Consider the following 18,698-nt stretch of genomic DNA (forward strand, 5'->3'; position numbering starts at 1 on the left):
CTATGTGAGCGAGGATACCCCCGGCAATCGTCTGACTTGTGAATAAGAGGATATTTTTATGGGATTCTATCAGTTTATCTATCTGTTTTTTGCCTACTCGTTTCTGGGCTGGCTGGGCGAGGTCGTTGTTACGGCGGCGCGCAAGGGCCGCTATCAGGACCGCGGTGTTCTCAACGGGCCGCTGTGCATTCTCTATGGTATCGGCGGGCTGATCATCAGCTTTACCTTGGGGGAACTGCAGCAGGGCTGGTTCTTCCTGTTTGCGCTGGGCGCCATCTATGCCACCGTCATTGAATGGGTGGCCGGGCATATTCTGGAACGTACCAGCCAGACACGCTGGTGGGATTACAGCGATCTGCCCTTCAACCTGGACGGATATATCTGCCTGGGTGTTTCGGTGCTGTGGGGCGCGCTCAGCGTTATCATGATCAAATGGGGCAACCCGTTGCTGCTGTTCCTGTTTGGGTTGATCCCGGCTACGGTACGTGCGGCCATTCTGTGGGTGCTGCTGGTGATCTTTGTGCTGGATGCCGTGGGCACCGTTATGACCATGTTGGGCCTGCGCTACCGGTGGCCTCCGGCGGAAGCCGTGCAGAACCGGTTGGCCAACCTGACACTGCGGGCGGGGCTCTGGATTCTGGGCCGTGTGGAAAACCGTATGGCCAAAGCCCACCCGGCCCTTACCTTCCGGCGTGACAAACGGGCCAGGACCACGACCTTTGCGGAGGGCTGCAGCCCCTATAAGATCGCGCTGCTGTTTATTATCGGCGCACTGCTGGGTGATATCACCGAAACCATTTTCTGCCGGATCACTGCCGGTTACTGGATGAGCCGCTCCAGTCTGGTGTGGGGGCCCTTCTCCATCGTGTGGGGTCTGGCCATTGCGCTGGTAACGGTGCTGCTCTACCGTTATAAAGATAAATCCACCAGCTGGCTGTTTGTGGTGAGCACTGTGCTGGGCGGCGCTTATGAGTATCTTTGCAGCGTTGCCAGCGAAGTGGTATTCGGCGCGGTATTCTGGGATTACAGCCATATTCCCTTCAACCTGGGCGGACGTATCAACCTGCTGTACTGCTTCTTCTGGGGCTTTGCAGCGGTCGCCTGGTTCAAGGTGTTCTACCCGCCCATCTCCCGTTGGATCGAAAAAATCCCCCGGAATTTCGGCAGGGTGCTGACCTGGGTACTTTGCATTTTTATGGTGGTGGATATGGCCGTCAGTGCTATGGCACTGATCCGTTACAACGCCCGTATTGAAGGTGTGCCCGCACAGAATCAGGTGGAGATCTATCTGGATGAACACTTTGACGATGCGCGGATGCAGAAAGTTTATCCCAAGGCAGTGCATGTGGGATAATCGGGTGCAATAATTTTTGGGTATCATTCTTTCCTGCATTGTGCTATAATCATTTGGTACGAAGAATATGATGTGAATTTGTGAAATGTGACACAGGAATCAGAGGAGGATTCTGCCATGACCCGTGTGGAATCATTGGATTATTATCTCAAGGCGCAAAGACTTGGGCAGCGGGATTATCGGGAAAAAACGGCGGCCGGGCAATCTCCCTTCCTGCCGGTGCTGGACGATATTCTGCAGAATGTGGAGATCGAAAACCAGCTGCCGCTGGGTCTGATTGAGGTCCCGCTGGAACTGTTGGTGGGCACCAAAACTGCAGGCCGCACAGCGGCCTTTGCCAGCAACTTTATGCCTTTGCTGGAACCCAAAACGGAATTTGCCACCAAATGGACCAACCTGTGTGCCGCTCATCTGGATGAGGGCATCCGGGAACCGGTGCGCTGCTTTGAATATATGGGCCTCTTTTATGTCCAGGAGGGCAACAAGCGGGTCAGTGTGCTGAAGTATTTCGGCGCCAGCAGTATCTCGGCCAACGTGACCCGGGTGGTGCCGCGCTACAGCGATACGCCCGAAGTGCGTCTGTACTACGAGTTCATGCACTATTATCCGCTGATCAAGACCTATACGCTGCACTTTACCAAACTGGGCAGCTTTGCGCGGCTGCAAAAGCTGATGGGAAAAGGCCCCGAAGAGCCTTGGAACGATGGTGACCGGGCCGACCTGCTCTCCTTGTACAACTGGGTGGGCAAAGCCTTCAAGGCCCATGGCGGGGACCATCTGCGCTGCACTACCGGGGATGTGCTGCTGCTTTTGCTGCGGCTGTATTCCCGCAAGGAATTGGCGGAAAGTTCGCCGTCCGAGCTGGGCAAAAAGCTGGATGCCCTGTGGGATGATGTGCTGGCCCTGCAGAATGACGATCCTGTTACCGTCAGCGTAAAGCCGGCAGAGCCTGCCAAGTCCAAAGAAACGATCATCGAAAAAATACTGCCCGGTATCCGCCCGGCGGTTCCCAACCACCTGAAGGTGGCCTTTGTCCACGAGCGCACCCCCGAAACCAGTGCCTGGACCAGCCAGCACGAGTTTGGCCGCTGCCAGCTGGATACGGTGTTTGAAGGCAAAGTGGAAACTGTGGCATACTGCAACGCGGTGCCCGGTGAAAATGCCGACCAGTTGGTGGAGCAGGCCATTGCCGAGGGAGCCGATATCGTCTTTACCACCAGCCCCAAACTGGTGGGCGCTTCGCTGCGTGCGGCGGTCAAGCATCCCCAGGTGCGGATTCTGAACTGCTCTATGGAGATGCCCTACGCCAGCATCCGTACCTACTACACCCGCGTGTACGAAGCTAAATTCATCACCGGTGCCATCGCCGGGGCTATGGCCCAGGGCGACCGCATCGGTTATGTGGCCGACTATCCCAGTTTTGGTGTGCCGGCCAATATCAACGCCTTTGCCCTGGGCGCCCGGATGGTCAATCCCCGGGTAAAAGTGGAACTGTTCTGGACCTGCCTGCCGGACCAGGAAGACCCGCTTACGGTGTTCAACCGTGAGAATATCACGGTGGTATCGGGCCGGGACGCGCCGGTGCCGGGACGCCCCCAGCGCGAATTCGGCACCTTCCTGATTCGTCCAGGCGGCATCCTGCAGGATCTGGCTACGCCTTTCTGGCACTGGGGCCAGTTCTACGAGAACGTAGTTCGCAGTGTGCTGGACGGCGGCTGGACCCGCGATAAATCCGGTACCGACGGCCGTGCAGTCAACTACTGGTGGGGTATGAACAGCGGCGTCATGGACGTTTTGCTCAGCCGCGAACTTCCCACCGATGTACAGCATCTGGCCAAGATTCTGCGGGAAGGTGTGATTTCCGGCATGATCGATCCCTTTGCCTGCCGGATCACCGCACAGGATGGCACCATCAAGAACCTGGGGCATCATGGTCTGGATCTGGAACAGGTCGTGCACATGGATTGGCTGTGTGATGCCGTAGAGGGCCATGTGCCGGAGTTCGACGAACTGGCCGAGGCTTCCCGCCACATGTACCGTATGCAGGGAATCCATCGTGACCGGCTGCCGGTGGAGAAGGAGGCTGAACTATGAAGCTGCTTGCCCTGGCCGACGAGGAATGCAAAGCTTTGTGGGACTACTATAGCCCGGATAAACTCAAAGATGTGGAAATGATCATCACCTGCGGTGACCTGAACCGGCATTATCTGGAGTATCTGGTCACGATGGCGCCGGTGCCGGTTTTCTATGTGCACGGCAACCATGACGAAAGCTATGACGCACATCCGCCGGAAGGGGCTATCTGCCTGGATGATGACGTGATCGTTTACCATGGGTTGCGCATTGCCGGGTTGGGCGGCGCCTGCCGTTACCGTACCGGTGCCTGGCAGTTCACCGAGGCCGAAATGAAAAAACGGGTCAACCGCCTGCGCAGCAAAATTGAGCGGCAGCGCGGGGTGGATGTGCTGGTTACCCATGCACCGCTGCACGGGTATGGGGATCTGAGCGATCTGGCCCACCGGGGATTCACGGTTTTTCGGGACGTGTTGGACCGGTACCATCCCCAGCTGATGCTGCACGGCCATGTACATATGAGTTACGGCGCCAATATCCCGCGGGAACACCAGTATGGCAGTACACGCATTGTGAACTGTTTTGAACGGGTATATCTGGATGTGGAACCGCAGCCCAGACCCGAACCGCGTCGTTTGATGCAGCGCCTGTGGCAGCGGTAAGCACAGAGCAGACAAACTTTGTTAAGGAGAGCAATTATGATCAAAATCGCAGTCTTCGGTGCGGGTACCTGGGGCATCGCCCTGGCGCGCCTGTTGGCGGTCAACGGCCGGGACGTTACGGTGTGGAGCGCCATTCCTGCCGAACTGAAATCTCTCAGCACCACCCACCGCCACCCCAACCTGCCCGGCATGGAACTGCCGTCCACGATGCACTATACGGCTGATATTGCCGAGGCCTGCCAGGGCAAAGATATCCTGCTTTTTGCGGTGCCGTCACCTTTTGTGCGTGCCACTGCCAAAAAAGCCGCGCCTCATATTCCGGAGGGGCAGCTGATCGTGGATGTGGCCAAGGGCGTGGAAGATAAGACTCTCATGACCATGAGCGAGATCATTGAGGACGAGCTGGCCAAACAGAAGCGGACAGCCCGTGTGGTGGCGCTGTCCGGTCCCACCCATGCCGAGGAAGTGGCCCGGGATATGCCCACGCTGATCGTGGCTGCCAGCGAAGATGAGGAGGCGGCCAAAGCTGTGCAGAAAGCCTTCTCCACGCCCACGTTCCGCGTATATACTAACACCGACCGTCGCGGTACCGAGCTGGGCGGCGCGGTCAAGAACGTGATTGCCCTGGCGGTGGGCATTGCCCTGGGCCTGGGGTACGGCGATAACGCCAAGGCTGCCCTCATCACCCGCGGCAACGCGGAACTGTCCCGTCTGGGGATTGCCATGGGCTGCCGGCCCGAAACGTTCTCGGGTCTGTCCGGCATGGGCGACCTGATCGTAACCTGCACCAGTATGCACAGCCGCAACCTGCACGCCGGTATGCTGCTGGGCCGCGGCAAAACGGCGGAGGAAGCCAAGGCCGACGTAGGCCAGGTGGTGGAAGGCATCAACGCGCTGCCCGCTGCCTGCCGTCTGGCCAAAAAGTATAAGGTCGATATGCCGATTGTACAAAGTGTGGATGCCATTCTGGGCGGCCGCCTGGCGGCCTGCAATGCGCTGGCATCCCTCATGGGCCGCGACCTGAAACGCGAGTGAGGTGGGGCGACGGTGAACAACCAGATCAAAGCGGCTTTTTTTGATATTGACGGCACACTTTTGCCGTTTCAGGCGGAAAAACTTCCCGATTCCACCCTGGCGGCCCTGGAAGCATTGCGGCATAATGGCGTCAAGGTGTTTGTGGCTTCGGGGCGGCCGCCCATTCATCTGCCGCTGCTCCATGCCCTGGACGGTATCCCGTTTGACGGCTATGTAACGATGAACGGCCAGTATTGCTATATGGCCGACGGCACATTGCTGTATGACCACCCCATCGACCCGGCAGCGCTGCGTACTTTGCTGCCGTACATTGAAAAAGAGCAGTTTTCGGTAGGCTTTATCGAAAAAGATCGGTCTACCTTCAATCTGATCAATGAGCACAGCGCCGAATTCTGCGAAAAGATGGAGCAGGCGGTGGGGAACGTGGAGGAACGTATCGAAACCAGCCCCATCTATCAGCTCAGTGCTTTCTTCCCGGAAGAAAAGCAGACAGAATTTCTGGCGCATTGTCCCGGCTGTGTGGCAGTGCGCTGGAATGATGACTTTGTGGATGTGCTGCCTGCCGGTGGCGGCAAGCCCGAAGGGCTGGCCCATGTGCTGCAGGCACTGGGCCTGACCCGGGAACAGTGTATTGCCATTGGTGACGGCGGCAACGATGTGGAGATGCTGCGCTTTGCGGGCATCGGCGTGGCGATGGGCAATGCCTGCCCGGAAGCCAAGGCGGCGGCCGACTATGTGACCCAGGATATTCTTGAGGATGGTCTGGCCAGAGCATTGCGCCATTTTGAACTGATCTGATACCACATCTCTGCATAGGACAAGCGCCCCTCGCGTAGACTATACGCGGGGGGATTTATTATGTCATCCTATGTGCAGCGGCTGCGGGCACGTCTGGCATCATGTCCGGCGCTGGATGTGCCGTTTCTGGCCATTCTGCTGATTTTGCTGTGCTATGGCCTGATTATGCTTTTTTCGGCCGGGTATGCGGTGGCACTTTACCGCCGCGGCGATGCGTATACCTACATTCGACCTCAGCTGCTGTTTGCGGCGCTGGGGGTAGTGGCTATGTATGCGGCCAGTCTGGTGGATTACCATATATGGCACAAGCTGGCCTGGCCCATTCTGGGCATCTCGCTGGTGTTGCTGGTCGTAGTGCTCTTTATGCCGGAATACAACGGCTGCAAACGCTGGATCGTAGTACCGGGGCTGGGGACCCTGCAGCCCAGCGAGATCGCCAAGTTTGCGGTGGTGCTGGTCTTTGCTCACCTGATTTCGCTGAATCACGACCGGATGCATACCTTCGGCACCGGGGTGCTGCCGTTTGGGCTTATTCTGGGTACGGTGGCGGTGCTTATGCTGCTGGAACCCCACCTTTCCGGCACACTGCTGATTCTTTCCATCGGGGCGGTGCTCATGTTTGTGGGCGGCACCGGGCTCAAATGGTTCGGAATAGCGGGCGGTCTGGGTATAGGGGCCATTGCGGCGGCGGTCATCGCCCTGCCGGAACTGGTGCCCTATGCCACCGACCGATTGATCTCCTGGCGGGACCCTTTCGCAGACCCGCTGGGGGAGGGGCACCAGACCATCCAAAGCCTGTATGCCATTGCCTCGGGCGGGATCGCCGGGCTGGGGCTGGGCAACAGCCGCCAGAAATATCTTTATGTACCGGAACCTCAGAATGACTTTATCTTTTCCATTTTGTGCGAGGAGCTGGGTTTCATCGGCGCTGCTTTGGTGGTCATCCTTTTTCTTCTGTTGCTGTTGCGGGGAATTTCCATTGCGGTGCGTGCCCGGGATAAATTCGGAGCACTGCTGGTGGTGGGCTTTGTGGTACAGGTGGTTCTGCAGGCGGTGCTCAACATTGCGGTAGTGACCAATACCATCCCCAATACCGGTATCAGTCTGCCATTTTTTTCCTCGGGCGGTACCAGTCTGATGATGCTGTTGGGCGAGATGGGCATTGTACTTTCGGTATCCCGGCAGGCGGACGCTGTCTGAAAAAAGTTACAAATTGTGACAAGATTTCACAGGGCTGCGGTTGAAACCGTGGCCCTTTTGCCGTATAATAAATCAGTATTTCTAGGAGAGTGGGGTGAAGTCATGCCGGTTGCACAAAACCGGAAACCTCCCTTTGCGCTGCGCGCCTTTGCGGTGTTTGGTGTTACGCTGGGATTGCTGTTCGTACTGCTGTTGGGGGCCTATGCGCTGCCCGGCGGTCCGGTGCGGGAACATCTGAAAGATTCGGCCCAGACGGTGATCGACGAGGGATTGTATCCCTCTTTTTTGGGGTTCAAGCTGTTTCAGATGGACAACTATACCGATACCATCATGCTGATGGAAGCGGCCTCGGCAGATGAAAACCCGCCCCTGACCGCCATGATGACCAATACGGCCTACAACGTGGATAATTTTGAAACCCTGGGGGAAGACCTGGCCGCCTATCTGGAAGCCCGGGAGGCCGGGCAGACCGCGGAGGATGCCGGGCTGAAACCCTTCTCGTATGCGCGGTACTGGCACGGATATCTGATCTGGCTGCGTCCGCTGCTTTGTTTTATGCCCTATGCGGGAGTCCGCGTGGTGCAGTATCTGGTGTTGCTGGCCCTTTTCGTATGGGTGACGGTGCTGCTGCACCGCCGCTGCGGTGTGCGGGCGGCTGTCTGGTTTGTGGTCAGCCAGCTGCTGGTGACCTTTTTCTGGGCGCCGCATCAGATTCAATATTTCACCTGTTTTGCGGTAGCCTATGGGGGCTGTGCCTGGGTATTGGCCCGGCCCCGGCGCAGCGATGCCCTCTGCCTGTGTCTTGTGGCGCAGGGGGTCGTTACCGCATTCTGCGATTTACTGGTTACACCGGTACTGACTCTGGGGCTGCCGCTGGCCTGCTGGCTGCTGCAGCCGCAGCAGCGCTTGCGTGCAGGCGGCGCACAGTGTGCCCTGGTAGCAGGGGGATGCCTGAGCTGGGGAACCGGCTACGGCCTGTGCTGGGCCTGCAAATGGGTGCTGGCCAGTCTGATTACCGGGCAGAATATTATTGCCGATGCGCTGCACCAAGTGGGGGTCCGTACCGCTGCCGATACCTGGCACGGCATGGAACTGACCTGGGGCAATATTTTCCGCTTTGTGTATGACACATTACAGAGCCGCGGACTGTTCTGGCCGCTTGTTGTGGCAGTCATTCTGCTGGCGGCGGTATTTGTGCTCAGCCTGCGCAGCCGGGCGGCGCTTCTGCGCGCGGCACCGCTGGCTGTGGTGGCCGTGCTGCCACTGCTCTGGTTTGTTGCACTTCGTACCCACAGCATCCAGCATGGATGGTTTACCTGGCGTGCGCTGGGGGTGACTTTCTTTGCCGGGCTGGGCTTTCTCTGGTATGCCTGTGACCTGCGCCTGGGTGTACGCCGTATACTTCGAAAAAAAGGAACTGTATGAATACTACCGAAGAAAAAGAAAAGACTCCGCAAGAGGAAACCGCCGCTCCCGAGGAAACCGAAACCAACGCCCCGGAGAAAACGACAACCCGCCGCAAGTTGCCCCGCTGGGCCAAGATCCTGATTGGTGTGCTGGCGGTAGTGGTGGTACTGGTTTGCGCTGGCGTTTTGTATGTGAATGGCAAACTGGATCTGCTGCGTTACGATGACGGCAGTGTCAGTGAGGTCGGCACCATTGATGCCAGCGAGGACCAGGATCTGGATGTTACCGGTCTGGTACATAACGACGGGGAAATGGAAATGCCGGAAGGCAGCCCCTTTGCCGATGAAGATGTGCTCAACATCCTGCTCATTGGTACCGACGAACGGACCGAGGCTGTCAACGATGCGGATGCCTTCACCCATCTGAATCAGCTGGACGGCACCGAGGATACCACCGAGTTCAGCGATGATGCCCGCGCAGATGCGCTGGTGCTTGTGTCGTTGAATATCAAGGACCACACGATCCGTTTGGTTTCCATCGAGCGCGCCACCGGTGTGCCCATTCTGCTGGATGGGTACGAGGGGCAGTATGACTGGATCACCCACACCTTCCGGTATGGCGGTGCCAAGTTGACCATGGACACGGTGGAGGACTGCTTCAACGTGCAGGTGGATCACTATGTGCGGGTGAACTTCAATTCTTTTGTGCAGATCGTGGACGCCGTAGGCGGCGTGGATATTGAGATCACCGAGCTGGAAGCCAAGGCCCTTAACTGGGAGGTGCCTTCCAACTCCATGCTCATTGTGGATAAGGTGGAACCCGGTCTGAACCACTTTGACGGTTACACGGCGCTGCAGTATGCCCGTCTTCGCAAGATCGACAGCGACTGGAAGCGTATCGAACGGCAGCGTACGGTGATCGAAGCGGTGCTGGATCAGGTCAAGGACGCCAGCGTGGTGGAACTGGACAATCTGCTCAATACCGTATTGCCGCTGGTGCAGACCAACTTTACCAAATCGGAAATTACGGCGCTGCTGGTACAGCTGCCGGCGTTTTTGGGGGCAGAAGTGGAACAGCTTTCCATGCCGCTGCAGGGTACCTACGGTGTACGTACCGGTATGGACAACCGCCTGATGTATGACCCCGACTGGGCTGTGAATATCAAGGCGCTGCAGGACTTCCTGTATAACGATAAGACCGCCGAGGAAGTCATCGCCGCAACCCCGGAAACAGCCTCGGCGGAGAGCGCACGGAAAGAAACGGAAGAGACAGAGGCTGATTCTGCCTGGAGCCAGAAAGAAAGCGACCCGGCGGATGAATACATCCGCAGAAATCTGCATGCGGTAGATTTGGCGTACCCGCTCAGTGATGCCGATTTCGGCAGCAGAGAATACCGCCTGTTTATGGCGGGGCTGGGCGGCAGCCGGGATACCGATGTGCAGAAAACGCTGGTGGAATATCTGGCGGCACAGGGGGTACGCGTGGTAACGGTGCCCGATGGTGTGGCCGCCGGTATGTTGTTGGATGATTACCTGCAAACCGGTGATACGGCATCTCTGAACCGCTACCTGGCGACCCTGCCGGCGGAACAGCGGGAAGAATCGCGGACCATGTGGCAGGATCTGTATGCCAGTTATCCCGGTATGCTGCATGCGGCCGGATTGGGCACAGATAAGACCTCGTTCACGGTGGCTTATGCAGTGAACCTGCTGCTGGAAGGCAACTACAATACGCCGGACGAAGAAATCCGTGATGCGGTAACGGCCATGGGCGGCAGCAACACCCGCAATACGGTGTACTGGTTCCGCAAAGCCATGGAGGAATCCCCCGAGGCCATGGAAGAATACCTGGGGGACAACTACGCCACCGCCCGGCGGCTGTATGAAGGTTTGCAGGGCGAGCTGACGGATGGGGAAGAGCTGCTGGCGGATGATCTGCAGCGGGTGCTGGAAGCCTATCCGGAACAGCAGATTCTGGCTTTTGCGGAAGGCGACCAGGCTTTGCAGACAGAGGGCAGTCTGGCTGCCCGGATGCAGCAGCTGCTGGAGGAAGACGAAGAAAAGGTCTGCTCCATCGGCGTAACGTACGGCAGGTGGAAAAACAACGCCACCTTTGAACCGGATGCGGAAAGCGATGCCTGGGATGCCGAAGGTCTGAGCAGCTGGCTGGGCGAATATGTAACTCCCGGCAAAGATCTGATGCTGGCACTGGATGGAGAAGACTGCCCCTTTGCGGATGGTGATTCCCTGTTGAAAGATGCCGACGCGGATGTGACCGAAGTGGCGCAAAAGCTGCTGATTCTGAATCCGGACAATAAAATTGCCGCAGCGACGGCAGAAAGTGCGGAAGAAGAAGTCTGGTAAAAAACTTTTTTCCGTAAAAGCGTTGACAAATGGAACCCAGTGTGGTATAAATGCTTCAAACCAGTGAAGCGAAAGTAAAACTGCAAGCGCAGCTACAGAGAGTCCCCGGGGCTGGAAAGGGGATGCAAAGCGGTACAGTATAATGGTTCGCGGAGGGCACGGGGAAAAGGCTTGGCCTGAGTATCCGCTGACGGGCGCTCCCGTTACAGGGCAGGGGAATGTTGGTTCCCTACAGAGTGGCCGTGTTCTTAGATATGATGCACGGCAAGCAAGGTGGCACCACAGATCGTTTTGTATCTGCCCTTGCACGGAAGGTATCCTTCTGTGCAAGGGCAGTTTTGCTTTTATACAACAATCGGTGAGGGAGCAATGATGAAGATGATTTTGCTGAAAGAACGATGGCGACTTTTTTCCGTATAAAATCTGCCTGTGGCAGTGCACGAAAGCCTGCCGTCCCTATTGTTGAGAAAAAGGAGCGTTTTACCATGAAAAAGTTCGTCGCCATTCTGTCCGCCGCCGCTATGATGACCAGCCTTGCCGCTTGCGGCGCTACTGCCGATACCACCACGGGTTCCTCTGCCGCCACCGCGGAAGCATCTTCCGGCGATGGCTACAAGATCGCCATTGTGCAGCAGATGGACCATTCCAGCCTGGATGAGATCCGTACCGCCATTGAAGCGGAACTGGACGCCAAAGCAGCCGAGAAGGGCATCACCATCGAATACAAAGATTTCAACGGCCAGAACGATGCCACGACCCTGAATCAGATCGGTACGCAGGTGGTGTCCGACGGGTACGATGCGGTGATTCCCATTGCAACCCTGGCAGCTCAGTGTATGGCTACGGCCTGTGAATCCACCCAGACGCCGGTCATCTACGCGGCGATTTCCAACCCTGAAGATGTGGATCTGACCGGAATCGACTATGTGACCGGTACTTCGGATGCGCTGAACACCCAGTCCATTCTGGATATGATGCTGGCGGTCAATCCCGACCTCAAGACGGTGGGGCTGCTCTATTCCAACTCCGAGGCCAACTCCACCACCCCCATTGCTGAGGCCAAGGAATATCTGGACGCCAAGGGCATTGCCTACATTGAAAAGACCGGCAACACCAACGACGAGATCATGACGGCGGCTGCCAGCCTGGTAGGCCAGGTGGATGCAGTTTTTACCCCCACCGATAACGTGGTTATGGCAGCTGCAGCGGCTGTTTCCGAAACGCTGACCGAGGGTGGCATCCCGTTCTACACCGGCGCCGACAGCTTTGTTACGGCAGGCGCTTTTGCCACCTGCGGCGTGAACTATACCGAACTGGGCACCTACACCGCGGATATGGCGCTGGAAGTGCTGGAAACCGGCACCGTGCCTGAATACCATGTGATGGATGGCGGTATCATCACCGTTAACACCGATACCGCTGCCGCGCTGGGAATTGATTACAGTGTGTTTAACGACCTGGCTTCCCAGGTAGTGGAAGTGACCACCAGCGCCGAATAAACAGCATTAAAAACGAAGAGAAAAGGACTGCTGTTCGTCCTTTTCTCTTTTGTGTCAGATTGAATCAAAAGGAGAGTCTGCCTCATGTTTACCGTTGCCACCGTGCTGAGTGCACTGGAATTGGGCTTTATCTACGCGCTTGTGGCCATGGCGTTGTTTTTGAGCTTCCGCGTGCTCAACATCGCCGATATGACCACCGACGGCGCTTTTACGCTGGGGTGTGCGGTATCCGCCACGGCGGCCGTGGCGGGGCACCCGTTTTTGGGGCTTCCGCTGGCCATGCTGGCCGGTGCGGCGGCCGGGTTTGTGACTGCGTTTTTGCAGACCCGACTGGCGGTTCCTTCCATTCTGGCCGGTATCATCACCAACACGGGGCTGTACACCGTCAACCTGGCGGTGATGGGATTCTCTTCCAACGTGCCGATGCTGAAAACCAAGACCATCTTTACGGCAGCCCAAAGCCTGCTGGGGGAGAACGCCCCCTACAAACTGCTGGTGGCGGCCCTGATTACCGTGGTGGTCTGTGTGCTGCTCATCCTCTTTTTGGGGACCCGTTTGGGGCTTTCCATCCGCGCCACCGGCGATAACCCCGATATGGTGCGGGCTTCCTCCATCAACACGACGTTTACTATCACGGTTGGCCTTTGCATCGCCAATGCCATGACTTCGCTGTCCGGCGCGGTGCTTGCCCAGTACCAGAAATCCGCCGACATTAACCTGGGCACCGGCATGGTGGTCATCGGTCTTGCATCGCTGATCATCGGCGAAACCCTGTTTGGCCGTGGTGGTCTGTGGACCAAAGCGGTGGCTGCCGTGGCAGGCAGTGTGATCTATCGCTTTATCATTGCCATTGCTCTGCGGGCCAACGTTCCGTCCGAATGTCTGAAACTGATTTCCGCCGTGATCGTTGCGCTGGCCATTGCAGCCCCGGCATTGCAGGCCCGCGCGGCCTTCAAGCGCCGCCGTGCCCATGCTGAGAAAGAAGGTGCTTCCCGTGCTTGATCTGCAACATATCAGCAAAACATTCAATCCCGGTACTGTGAATGAAAAGGTGGCCCTGCAGCGGGTGGACCTTCATCTGGAAGCAGGGGACTTTGCCACCATCGTGGGGTCCAACGGCGCGGGCAAATCTACCTTGTTCAATGCCATTGCCGGTGAGTTTATCGCCGATGCCGGAACCATCACCCTGGACGGTCAGGACATTACCATGATGCCGGATTACCGCCGTTCCAAGGTCATCGGCCGTATGTTCCAGGACCCTCTCAAGGGGACCGCTCCTCACATGACCATTGAGGAAAACCTGGCGTTGGCATTCCTGCGTGCCTCGGGGCATACTTCGCCTTTCTCCCGTATTACCAAAGCGGACCGGGAACTTTTTGCCGAAAAACTTTCGGCGCTGGGATTGGGCCTGGAAAACAGGATGAAACAGCCGGTGGGGCTGCTTTCGGGTGGTCAGCGCCAGGCGCTGACCCTGTTGATGGCTACCCTGGTGACTCCCAAACTGTTGCTGCTGGATGAACATACCGCAGCACTGGACCCGGCTACTGCGGATAAGGTGCTGGAACTGACCAAAAAGATTGTGGCAGAAAATCACATTACCTGCCTGATGATCACCCACAACATGCATGACGCTTTGACGCTGGGCAACCGTACCCTGATGATGGATCACGGCCGCATTGTGCTGGACGTGGGCGGCGAGGAGCGCACCCACATGACGGTGCCGGAACTGCTGGAGCGCTTTGCCCAGAATGTGGGCCACCAGCTGGATAATGACCGCATCCTGCTCAGCAAGGACGAATAACAGAATAAGAACAGCCACCCCGAACGGGGTGGCTGTTTGTGTTTATTGGGCGGGGTGGCCGGGCCAACCATCGCTTTGTGCGGTGGTTTCGTCAGCATACATCCAGAGTGCTTCGTACCCGTCGGCGGCGTCTAGCACGGCGCGGCCCTGGGCTTCCGGCAAGCAGAACAGCGCGGTGGAAAGGGCATCGGCATGGCCGCCGCCCTGGGAGGGAGCCAGAATGGCCGTGCTGCTGCAATACCGGGCCGGATATCCGGTGGTCAGGTCGATCAGGTGAGCATAGCGCACGCCCTCATACTCAAAATAGCGTTGGTAATCGCCGCTGATCACCAAACTGTATCCCGGTTCCAGAGAAACCGTTTGGATATAGGCGGGGTCATTGTTCCAGGGATTTTCTACCCCGACGGTCCAGCGTCCTTCGCCGTTGGCCTTTTCTCCGATGGCGCGCAGATTGCCGCCAATGTTCAAAAGGGCGCTGTCCAGCCCGCGGGCCTCGGCGGCTTCGGCAGCCTGCTCCACGGCGTAGCCTTTACCCACGGCACCAACGTCCAGACTCATGGCAGGATCGGTAAAGAAGACAGTCTGTGCCTGTTCGTCCAGCTGCAGGTTTTCTATGGAGATATGCGCCAGTGCCTGCTGGATGGCCTCATCTTCGGGCGGGGCGGGGGGAGCGCTTTCCCGGGCGTCGTGCCAGAGTTTCAGCACAGAACCGGCGGCAATGTTGGTAGCACCATCGGTCAGGGGATAGATGGTGTTGACACACCAATCCATAAAACGGTACAGGTCCTCGTCTACCGCTACGGGATCATCGGCGGCCTGTGCGTTCACGTCGTACAAATTTACCATGCCGTCATAGTGGTTGTAGATGTCAAACAGCTGGTGGTAATGTAACAGATCGTCGTGCAGCGCATCCATCTGCGCATCCCATTCTGCCTGGCTGCGGGCATACCCCTTGACCACCGAAACCGTGTCGAACAGATCGAACCAGGTGGTGGTGTACAGGGTTCTGCGGTTCAGCATACTGTATACCACCACGCCGCCCAGCAGCAGGGCGGCCAGTACAGCGGCGCCTGTGCGATACAACCGGGTTTTCATGTGCGGTCCTCACCGACGGCGTTGTGTTCCCGGTTCAATTCCAGCAGCAGCTGCGCAAGCGTCCAGGTCTTACTGGTGGGGGTCACCATGGCCCGCAGGGGCAGGTCTGCGCCGCTTTCCTTCACAAGGTCGATAAAATGCCCCAGTTCACCGGTCTGGTGGCTTAATCCGCTTACGATCAGGGCCGGGCGTTCCGGTACGGCGGCCAGCGGTGCGGCGGCAGGGGCCGCTTTACCCGCGCAAAGATCCCCCACAAGGCCGCCCAGCTCCGGATTGGCTACGGTGCGCAGGGTTACGCCGCAGCTGCGGGCGGCTTTGGCCAATCCTTCGTAGCCAGGGCAGGTTTCATCAAAGCGCCACAACAGGGCACAGCGGGGTTCACGAACGATATGTGCTTTCATGGATATTACCTCGTGTTGCAAAAAGCGCGCCGTCTTGCGGCGGCGCGCTGAAAGTTGAAATTACAGGTCGGGGTGGTATTCTTTGCAGGTGCACTTCTTCCACTTCAGACCGCTGCCGCAGGGGCAGGGATCGTTGCGGCCGATCTTGGTCACCCGTACCGGGGCGGCACCCTTGGCACCGGCTTTGACAGGTGCACCTTCGCCGGTGGGCTTGGCAATCTGTTCCCGCTTGGGCTGGGCGTTCTGCTGGCGGATTTCGATGGTCAGCAGCATGTGGACGGCGTCCTCCCGGATGGAAGCGATCATCTCGTCAAACATGGCGAAACCTTCGATGCGGTATTCCACCACCGGGTCGTGCTGGCCGTAGCCGCGCAGGCCCATGCCCTGTTTGAGCTGGTCCATGTTGTCGATGTGCTCCATCCACTTGGAGTCCACGTTGCGCAGCAGGCAGATGCGTTCCAGTTCCCGCATGGTCTGGGCACCGTACTTGGTCTCCTTGGCGGTGAGAATATCCATGCCGCGCTTGTACAGTTCGTCGGCAATGCCCTGGCGGGTCACGTCGTTCAGCTGAGCCGTAGTGTAGTTGAAGTCGGTGGGCAGGCACAGCCAGTTCATAAAGTGGCGGCGCAGACCGGCAAAATCCCAGTCATCGGCAGACTCGCCGTTGAGGTAGTTGGCGCAGGCATCGTCGATACTCTGGCGCATCATCTCATGAAGCTTATCCGAGATATCCTCGCCGTTCAACACCATCTGGCGCTGTTTGTAGATGATTTCGCGCTGCTGGTTCATGACGTCGTCATACTGCAGCACCTGTTTACGGATGGCAAAGTTGGAAGCTTCCAGCTTTTTCTGGGCGCTCTCGATGGTGTTGGTGATGAGCTTGTTCTCGATGGGCACATCTTCTTCCAGGCCCAGGGAATCCATCAGGCCCTGCACACGCTCACCGCCGAAAATGCGCATCAGATCGTCTTCCAGGCTCAGGAAGAAACGGGATGCACCCGGGTCGCCCTGACGGCCGGCACGGCCGCGCAGCTGGTTGTCGATACGGCGGCTCTCGTGGCGTTCGGTGCCGATGATGAACAGACCGCCGGCTTCACGTACTACCTCCGCTTCCCGCTTGATTTCCGGCTCGAACTCGGCACACAGCTCATCAAAACGCTTGCGGGCGTTCAGCACCTCGGTATCCTCGGTATCGGCGTGGCCGTCACATTCGGTGAGCAGGAATTCCAGCTTGGCGTCAATATCGGCCTCCGGCGGGGTGGGCAGTTCGGTGCCGGTAGCTTTGGCGCGGGCCTTGGCGTGCTCGTATTCATCTTTGCGCTGATCCAGATCTTTGGTCAACGCTTTGGTCAGTTCCTTTTTCAGGGCTGCTTTGGCCATGTAGGTTACGTTGCCGCCCAGCATAATGTCGGTACCACGACCGGCCATGTTGGTGGCAATGGTCACGGCGCCCTGCTTGCCGGCCTGGGCTACGATCTCGGCTTCGCGCTCATGCTGTTTGGCGTTCAGAACGTTGTGCTCGATGCCGCGCTTTTTCAGCAGCTTGGAGAGCGCCTCGCTCTTTTCCACGCTGACGGTACCCACCAGAACCGGCTGGCCCTTGGCATGGCATTCGGCCACCTGCTCAATGACCGCGTTGTACTTGCCGTTGACGGTCTTGTACACGCTGTCGGGCAGGTCTTTACGGGCACGGGGCTTGTTGGTGGGGATGCTGACGATCTGCAGACCGTAGATCTCGCTGAATTCGTCCGCTTCGGTGGAAGCCGTACCGGTCATACCAGCCAGCTTGTCATACATACGGAAATAGTTCTGGAAGGTGACGGTGGCCAGGGTCTTGCTTTCGGCGGCAACGGTTACGCCTTCCTTGGCTTCAATGGCCTGGTGCAGACCTTCATTGAAGCGGCGGCCGTACATCAGGCGGCCGGTAAATTCGTCCACGATGATGACTTCGCCGTCTTTGACGATGTAGTCGGTGTCGCGGTGCATAACGCCCCGGGCCTTGATGGCACCGTCAATGTAATGGCGCAGGGACATATTGTCCGCATCGGCCAGGTTTTCTACACCGAAGAAGGCTTCGGCCTTCTGCACACCGGACTCGGTCAGGGTGGCAGTCTTGCGCTTCTCGTCCACCACGTAGTCGCCGTCTACCTGTTCTTCGGCGGCAACCTTGTCGTCCAGTTCCACAATCACGCTCTTTTTCAGCGTCTTGGCAAAATCGTCGGCGCGCTTGTACATGGCGCTGGAGTCCTCGCCTTTGCCGCTGATGATCAGGGGCGTACGGGCTTCATCGATGAGGATGGAGTCCACCTCGTCCACAATGGCATAAGCGTGGCCGCGCTGCACCATGTTGGCTTTGTAGACCACCATGTTGTCGCGCAGGTAGTCAAAGCCGAACTCGTTGTTGGTGCCGTAGGTGACGTCAGCCTCATAGGCCTTTTTGCGGTCGGCAGGTTCCACGCTGTGGACCACCAGACCTACGGTCAGGCCCAGGAAACGATACACCTTGCCCATCCATTCGCTGTCGCGGCGGGCCAGGTAATCGTTGACGGTGACCACATGCACACCTTTGCCGGTCAGGGCATTGAGGTAAACGGGCATGGTGGCAACCAGCGTTTTGCCTTCACCGGTCTGCATCTCGGCAATGCAGGCGCGGTGAAGCACAATGCCGCCGATAATCTGGACGGGGTAGGGTTTCAGGCCCAGTACACGCCAGTCAGCCTCGCGGCAGACGGCAAAGGCTTCGGGCAGCAGATCGTCCAACGTTTCGCCTTTGGCCAGACGTTCCTTGAATTCGGCAGTCTTGGCCTGCAGCTGTTCGTCGGTCAGCTTCTCCATTTCCGGTTCCAGGGCCAGCACTTTGTCAGCCAGAGGCTGGATGCGCTTGAGCTCCTTGTCAGAGAAGGAACCAAACAATTTTTCAAAAAAAGACATAGGAAAACCCCTGTATTTCCGCCGCGCGCGGGCGCAGCAATATAGTTTTACACACTCTAATATAATACACCCGCACAGG

The 18,698-nt window shown here is 57.9% G+C and carries 14 protein-coding genes; 11 read left to right on the top strand and 3 right to left on the bottom strand.

Going from position 1 to position 18,698, the window contains the following annotated elements:
* Positions 1–58: 58 nt before the first annotated feature.
* From H6B10_RS04665 to H6B10_RS04715, 11 genes are all read left to right on the top strand, one after another.
* Complete coding sequence (locus H6B10_RS04665; protein ID WP_204650232.1) at positions 59–1,354, top strand: putative ABC transporter permease; 1,296 nt, start codon at positions 59–61, stop codon at positions 1,352–1,354.
* A gap of 117 nt (positions 1,355–1,471) precedes the next feature.
* On the top strand, positions 1,472–3,448 hold the full coding sequence (locus H6B10_RS04670) for a BMP family ABC transporter substrate-binding protein (RefSeq protein WP_204650235.1): 1,977 nt from the start codon (positions 1,472–1,474) through the stop codon (positions 3,446–3,448).
* A complete protein-coding gene (locus H6B10_RS04675; protein ID WP_204650238.1) occupies positions 3,445–4,089 on the top strand; it encodes a metallophosphoesterase family protein in 645 nt (214 codons plus the stop codon). Before H6B10_RS04670 ends, H6B10_RS04675 begins: the two co-directional genes overlap by 4 nt.
* 36 nt (positions 4,090–4,125) lie before the next feature.
* Positions 4,126–5,124, top strand: a complete 999-nt coding sequence (locus H6B10_RS04680; protein ID WP_204650240.1) for an NAD(P)H-dependent glycerol-3-phosphate dehydrogenase — start codon at positions 4,126–4,128, stop codon at positions 5,122–5,124.
* A gap of 12 nt (positions 5,125–5,136) precedes the next feature.
* Positions 5,137–5,922, top strand: coding sequence for a Cof-type HAD-IIB family hydrolase (locus H6B10_RS04685; RefSeq protein WP_204650242.1), 786 nt, complete (start codon positions 5,137–5,139; stop codon positions 5,920–5,922).
* A 60-nt stretch (positions 5,923–5,982) separates the two neighbouring features.
* Positions 5,983–7,122, top strand: a complete 1,140-nt coding sequence (locus H6B10_RS04690; RefSeq protein ID WP_204650244.1) for an FtsW/RodA/SpoVE family cell cycle protein — start codon at positions 5,983–5,985, stop codon at positions 7,120–7,122.
* A 102-nt stretch (positions 7,123–7,224) separates the two neighbouring features.
* Positions 7,225–8,547 carry a hypothetical protein gene (locus H6B10_RS04695; protein ID WP_204650245.1) on the top strand — a complete coding sequence of 441 codons (1,323 nt, stop codon included), beginning with the start codon at positions 7,225–7,227 and terminating at the stop codon, positions 8,545–8,547.
* On the top strand, positions 8,544–10,892 hold the full coding sequence (locus H6B10_RS04700; RefSeq protein ID WP_204650247.1) for an LCP family protein: 2,349 nt from the start codon (positions 8,544–8,546) through the stop codon (positions 10,890–10,892). The genes H6B10_RS04695 and H6B10_RS04700 overlap by 4 nt, the downstream gene beginning before the upstream one ends.
* A gap of 485 nt (positions 10,893–11,377) precedes the next feature.
* Positions 11,378–12,391: an ABC transporter substrate-binding protein gene (locus H6B10_RS04705; protein WP_204650249.1), complete on the top strand. Its 1,014-nt coding sequence runs from the start codon at positions 11,378–11,380 to the stop codon at positions 12,389–12,391.
* An 84-nt stretch (positions 12,392–12,475) separates the two neighbouring features.
* The gene (locus H6B10_RS04710) at positions 12,476–13,393 is read left to right on the top strand and encodes an ABC transporter permease (protein ID WP_204650251.1); all 918 of its coding nucleotides are present in this window, start codon (positions 12,476–12,478) and stop codon (positions 13,391–13,393) included.
* On the top strand, positions 13,386–14,192 hold the full coding sequence (locus tag H6B10_RS04715) for an ABC transporter ATP-binding protein (RefSeq protein ID WP_204650254.1): 807 nt from the start codon (positions 13,386–13,388) through the stop codon (positions 14,190–14,192). Before H6B10_RS04710 ends, H6B10_RS04715 begins: the two co-directional genes overlap by 8 nt.
* A gap of 42 nt (positions 14,193–14,234) precedes the next feature.
* Here H6B10_RS04715 and H6B10_RS04720 read toward each other — a convergent pair whose 3' ends face one another.
* Genes H6B10_RS04720 through secA form a run of 3 tightly spaced genes read right to left on the bottom strand, consistent with a single transcriptional unit; the run spans position 14,235 to position 18,619 of the window.
* A complete protein-coding gene (locus tag H6B10_RS04720) occupies positions 14,235–15,287 on the bottom strand; it encodes an FAD:protein FMN transferase (RefSeq protein ID WP_243427257.1) in 1,053 nt (350 codons plus the stop codon).
* Positions 15,284–15,688 (bottom strand): DUF3783 domain-containing protein, encoded by a 405-nt coding sequence (locus H6B10_RS04725; protein WP_204650257.1) that lies wholly within the window; start codon positions 15,686–15,688, stop codon positions 15,284–15,286. Before H6B10_RS04725 ends, H6B10_RS04720 begins: the two co-directional genes overlap by 4 nt.
* A 60-nt stretch (positions 15,689–15,748) precedes the next feature.
* Positions 15,749–18,619 carry a preprotein translocase subunit SecA gene (secA, locus tag H6B10_RS04730; RefSeq protein WP_204650260.1) on the bottom strand — a complete coding sequence of 957 codons (2,871 nt, stop codon included), beginning with the start codon at positions 18,617–18,619 and terminating at the stop codon, positions 15,749–15,751.
* Positions 18,620–18,698 lie beyond the last annotated feature (79 nt).

It is taken from the genome of Gemmiger formicilis (genome assembly GCF_016901605.1).
In the GTDB taxonomy this organism is placed as follows: Bacteria; Bacillota; Clostridia; order Oscillospirales; family Ruminococcaceae; genus Gemmiger; species Gemmiger formicilis_B.

Excerpts from the sequence above, each read along its gene's own strand:
- H6B10_RS04720 (WP_243427257.1), bottom strand. The coding sequence starts at position 15,287 with ATGAAAACCCGGTTGTATCGCACAGGCGCCGCTGTACTGGCCGCCCTG.
- secA (WP_204650260.1), bottom strand. The coding sequence starts at position 18,619 with ATGTCTTTTTTTGAAAAATTGTTTGGTTCCTTCTCTGACAAGGAGCTC.
- H6B10_RS04705 (WP_204650249.1), top strand. The coding sequence starts at position 11,378 with ATGAAAAAGTTCGTCGCCATTCTGTCCGCCGCCGCTATGATGACCAGC.
- H6B10_RS04725 (WP_204650257.1), bottom strand. The coding sequence starts at position 15,688 with ATGAAAGCACATATCGTTCGTGAACCCCGCTGTGCCCTGTTGTGGCGC.
- H6B10_RS04710 (WP_204650251.1), top strand. The coding sequence starts at position 12,476 with ATGTTTACCGTTGCCACCGTGCTGAGTGCACTGGAATTGGGCTTTATC.
- H6B10_RS04680 (WP_204650240.1), top strand. The coding sequence starts at position 4,126 with ATGATCAAAATCGCAGTCTTCGGTGCGGGTACCTGGGGCATCGCCCTG.
- H6B10_RS04670 (WP_204650235.1), top strand. The coding sequence starts at position 1,472 with ATGACCCGTGTGGAATCATTGGATTATTATCTCAAGGCGCAAAGACTT.
- H6B10_RS04690 (WP_204650244.1), top strand. The coding sequence starts at position 5,983 with ATGTCATCCTATGTGCAGCGGCTGCGGGCACGTCTGGCATCATGTCCG.
- H6B10_RS04665 (WP_204650232.1), top strand. The coding sequence starts at position 59 with ATGGGATTCTATCAGTTTATCTATCTGTTTTTTGCCTACTCGTTTCTG.
- H6B10_RS04695 (WP_204650245.1), top strand. The coding sequence starts at position 7,225 with ATGCCGGTTGCACAAAACCGGAAACCTCCCTTTGCGCTGCGCGCCTTT.
- H6B10_RS04700 (WP_204650247.1), top strand. The coding sequence starts at position 8,544 with ATGAATACTACCGAAGAAAAAGAAAAGACTCCGCAAGAGGAAACCGCC.
- H6B10_RS04675 (WP_204650238.1), top strand. The coding sequence starts at position 3,445 with ATGAAGCTGCTTGCCCTGGCCGACGAGGAATGCAAAGCTTTGTGGGAC.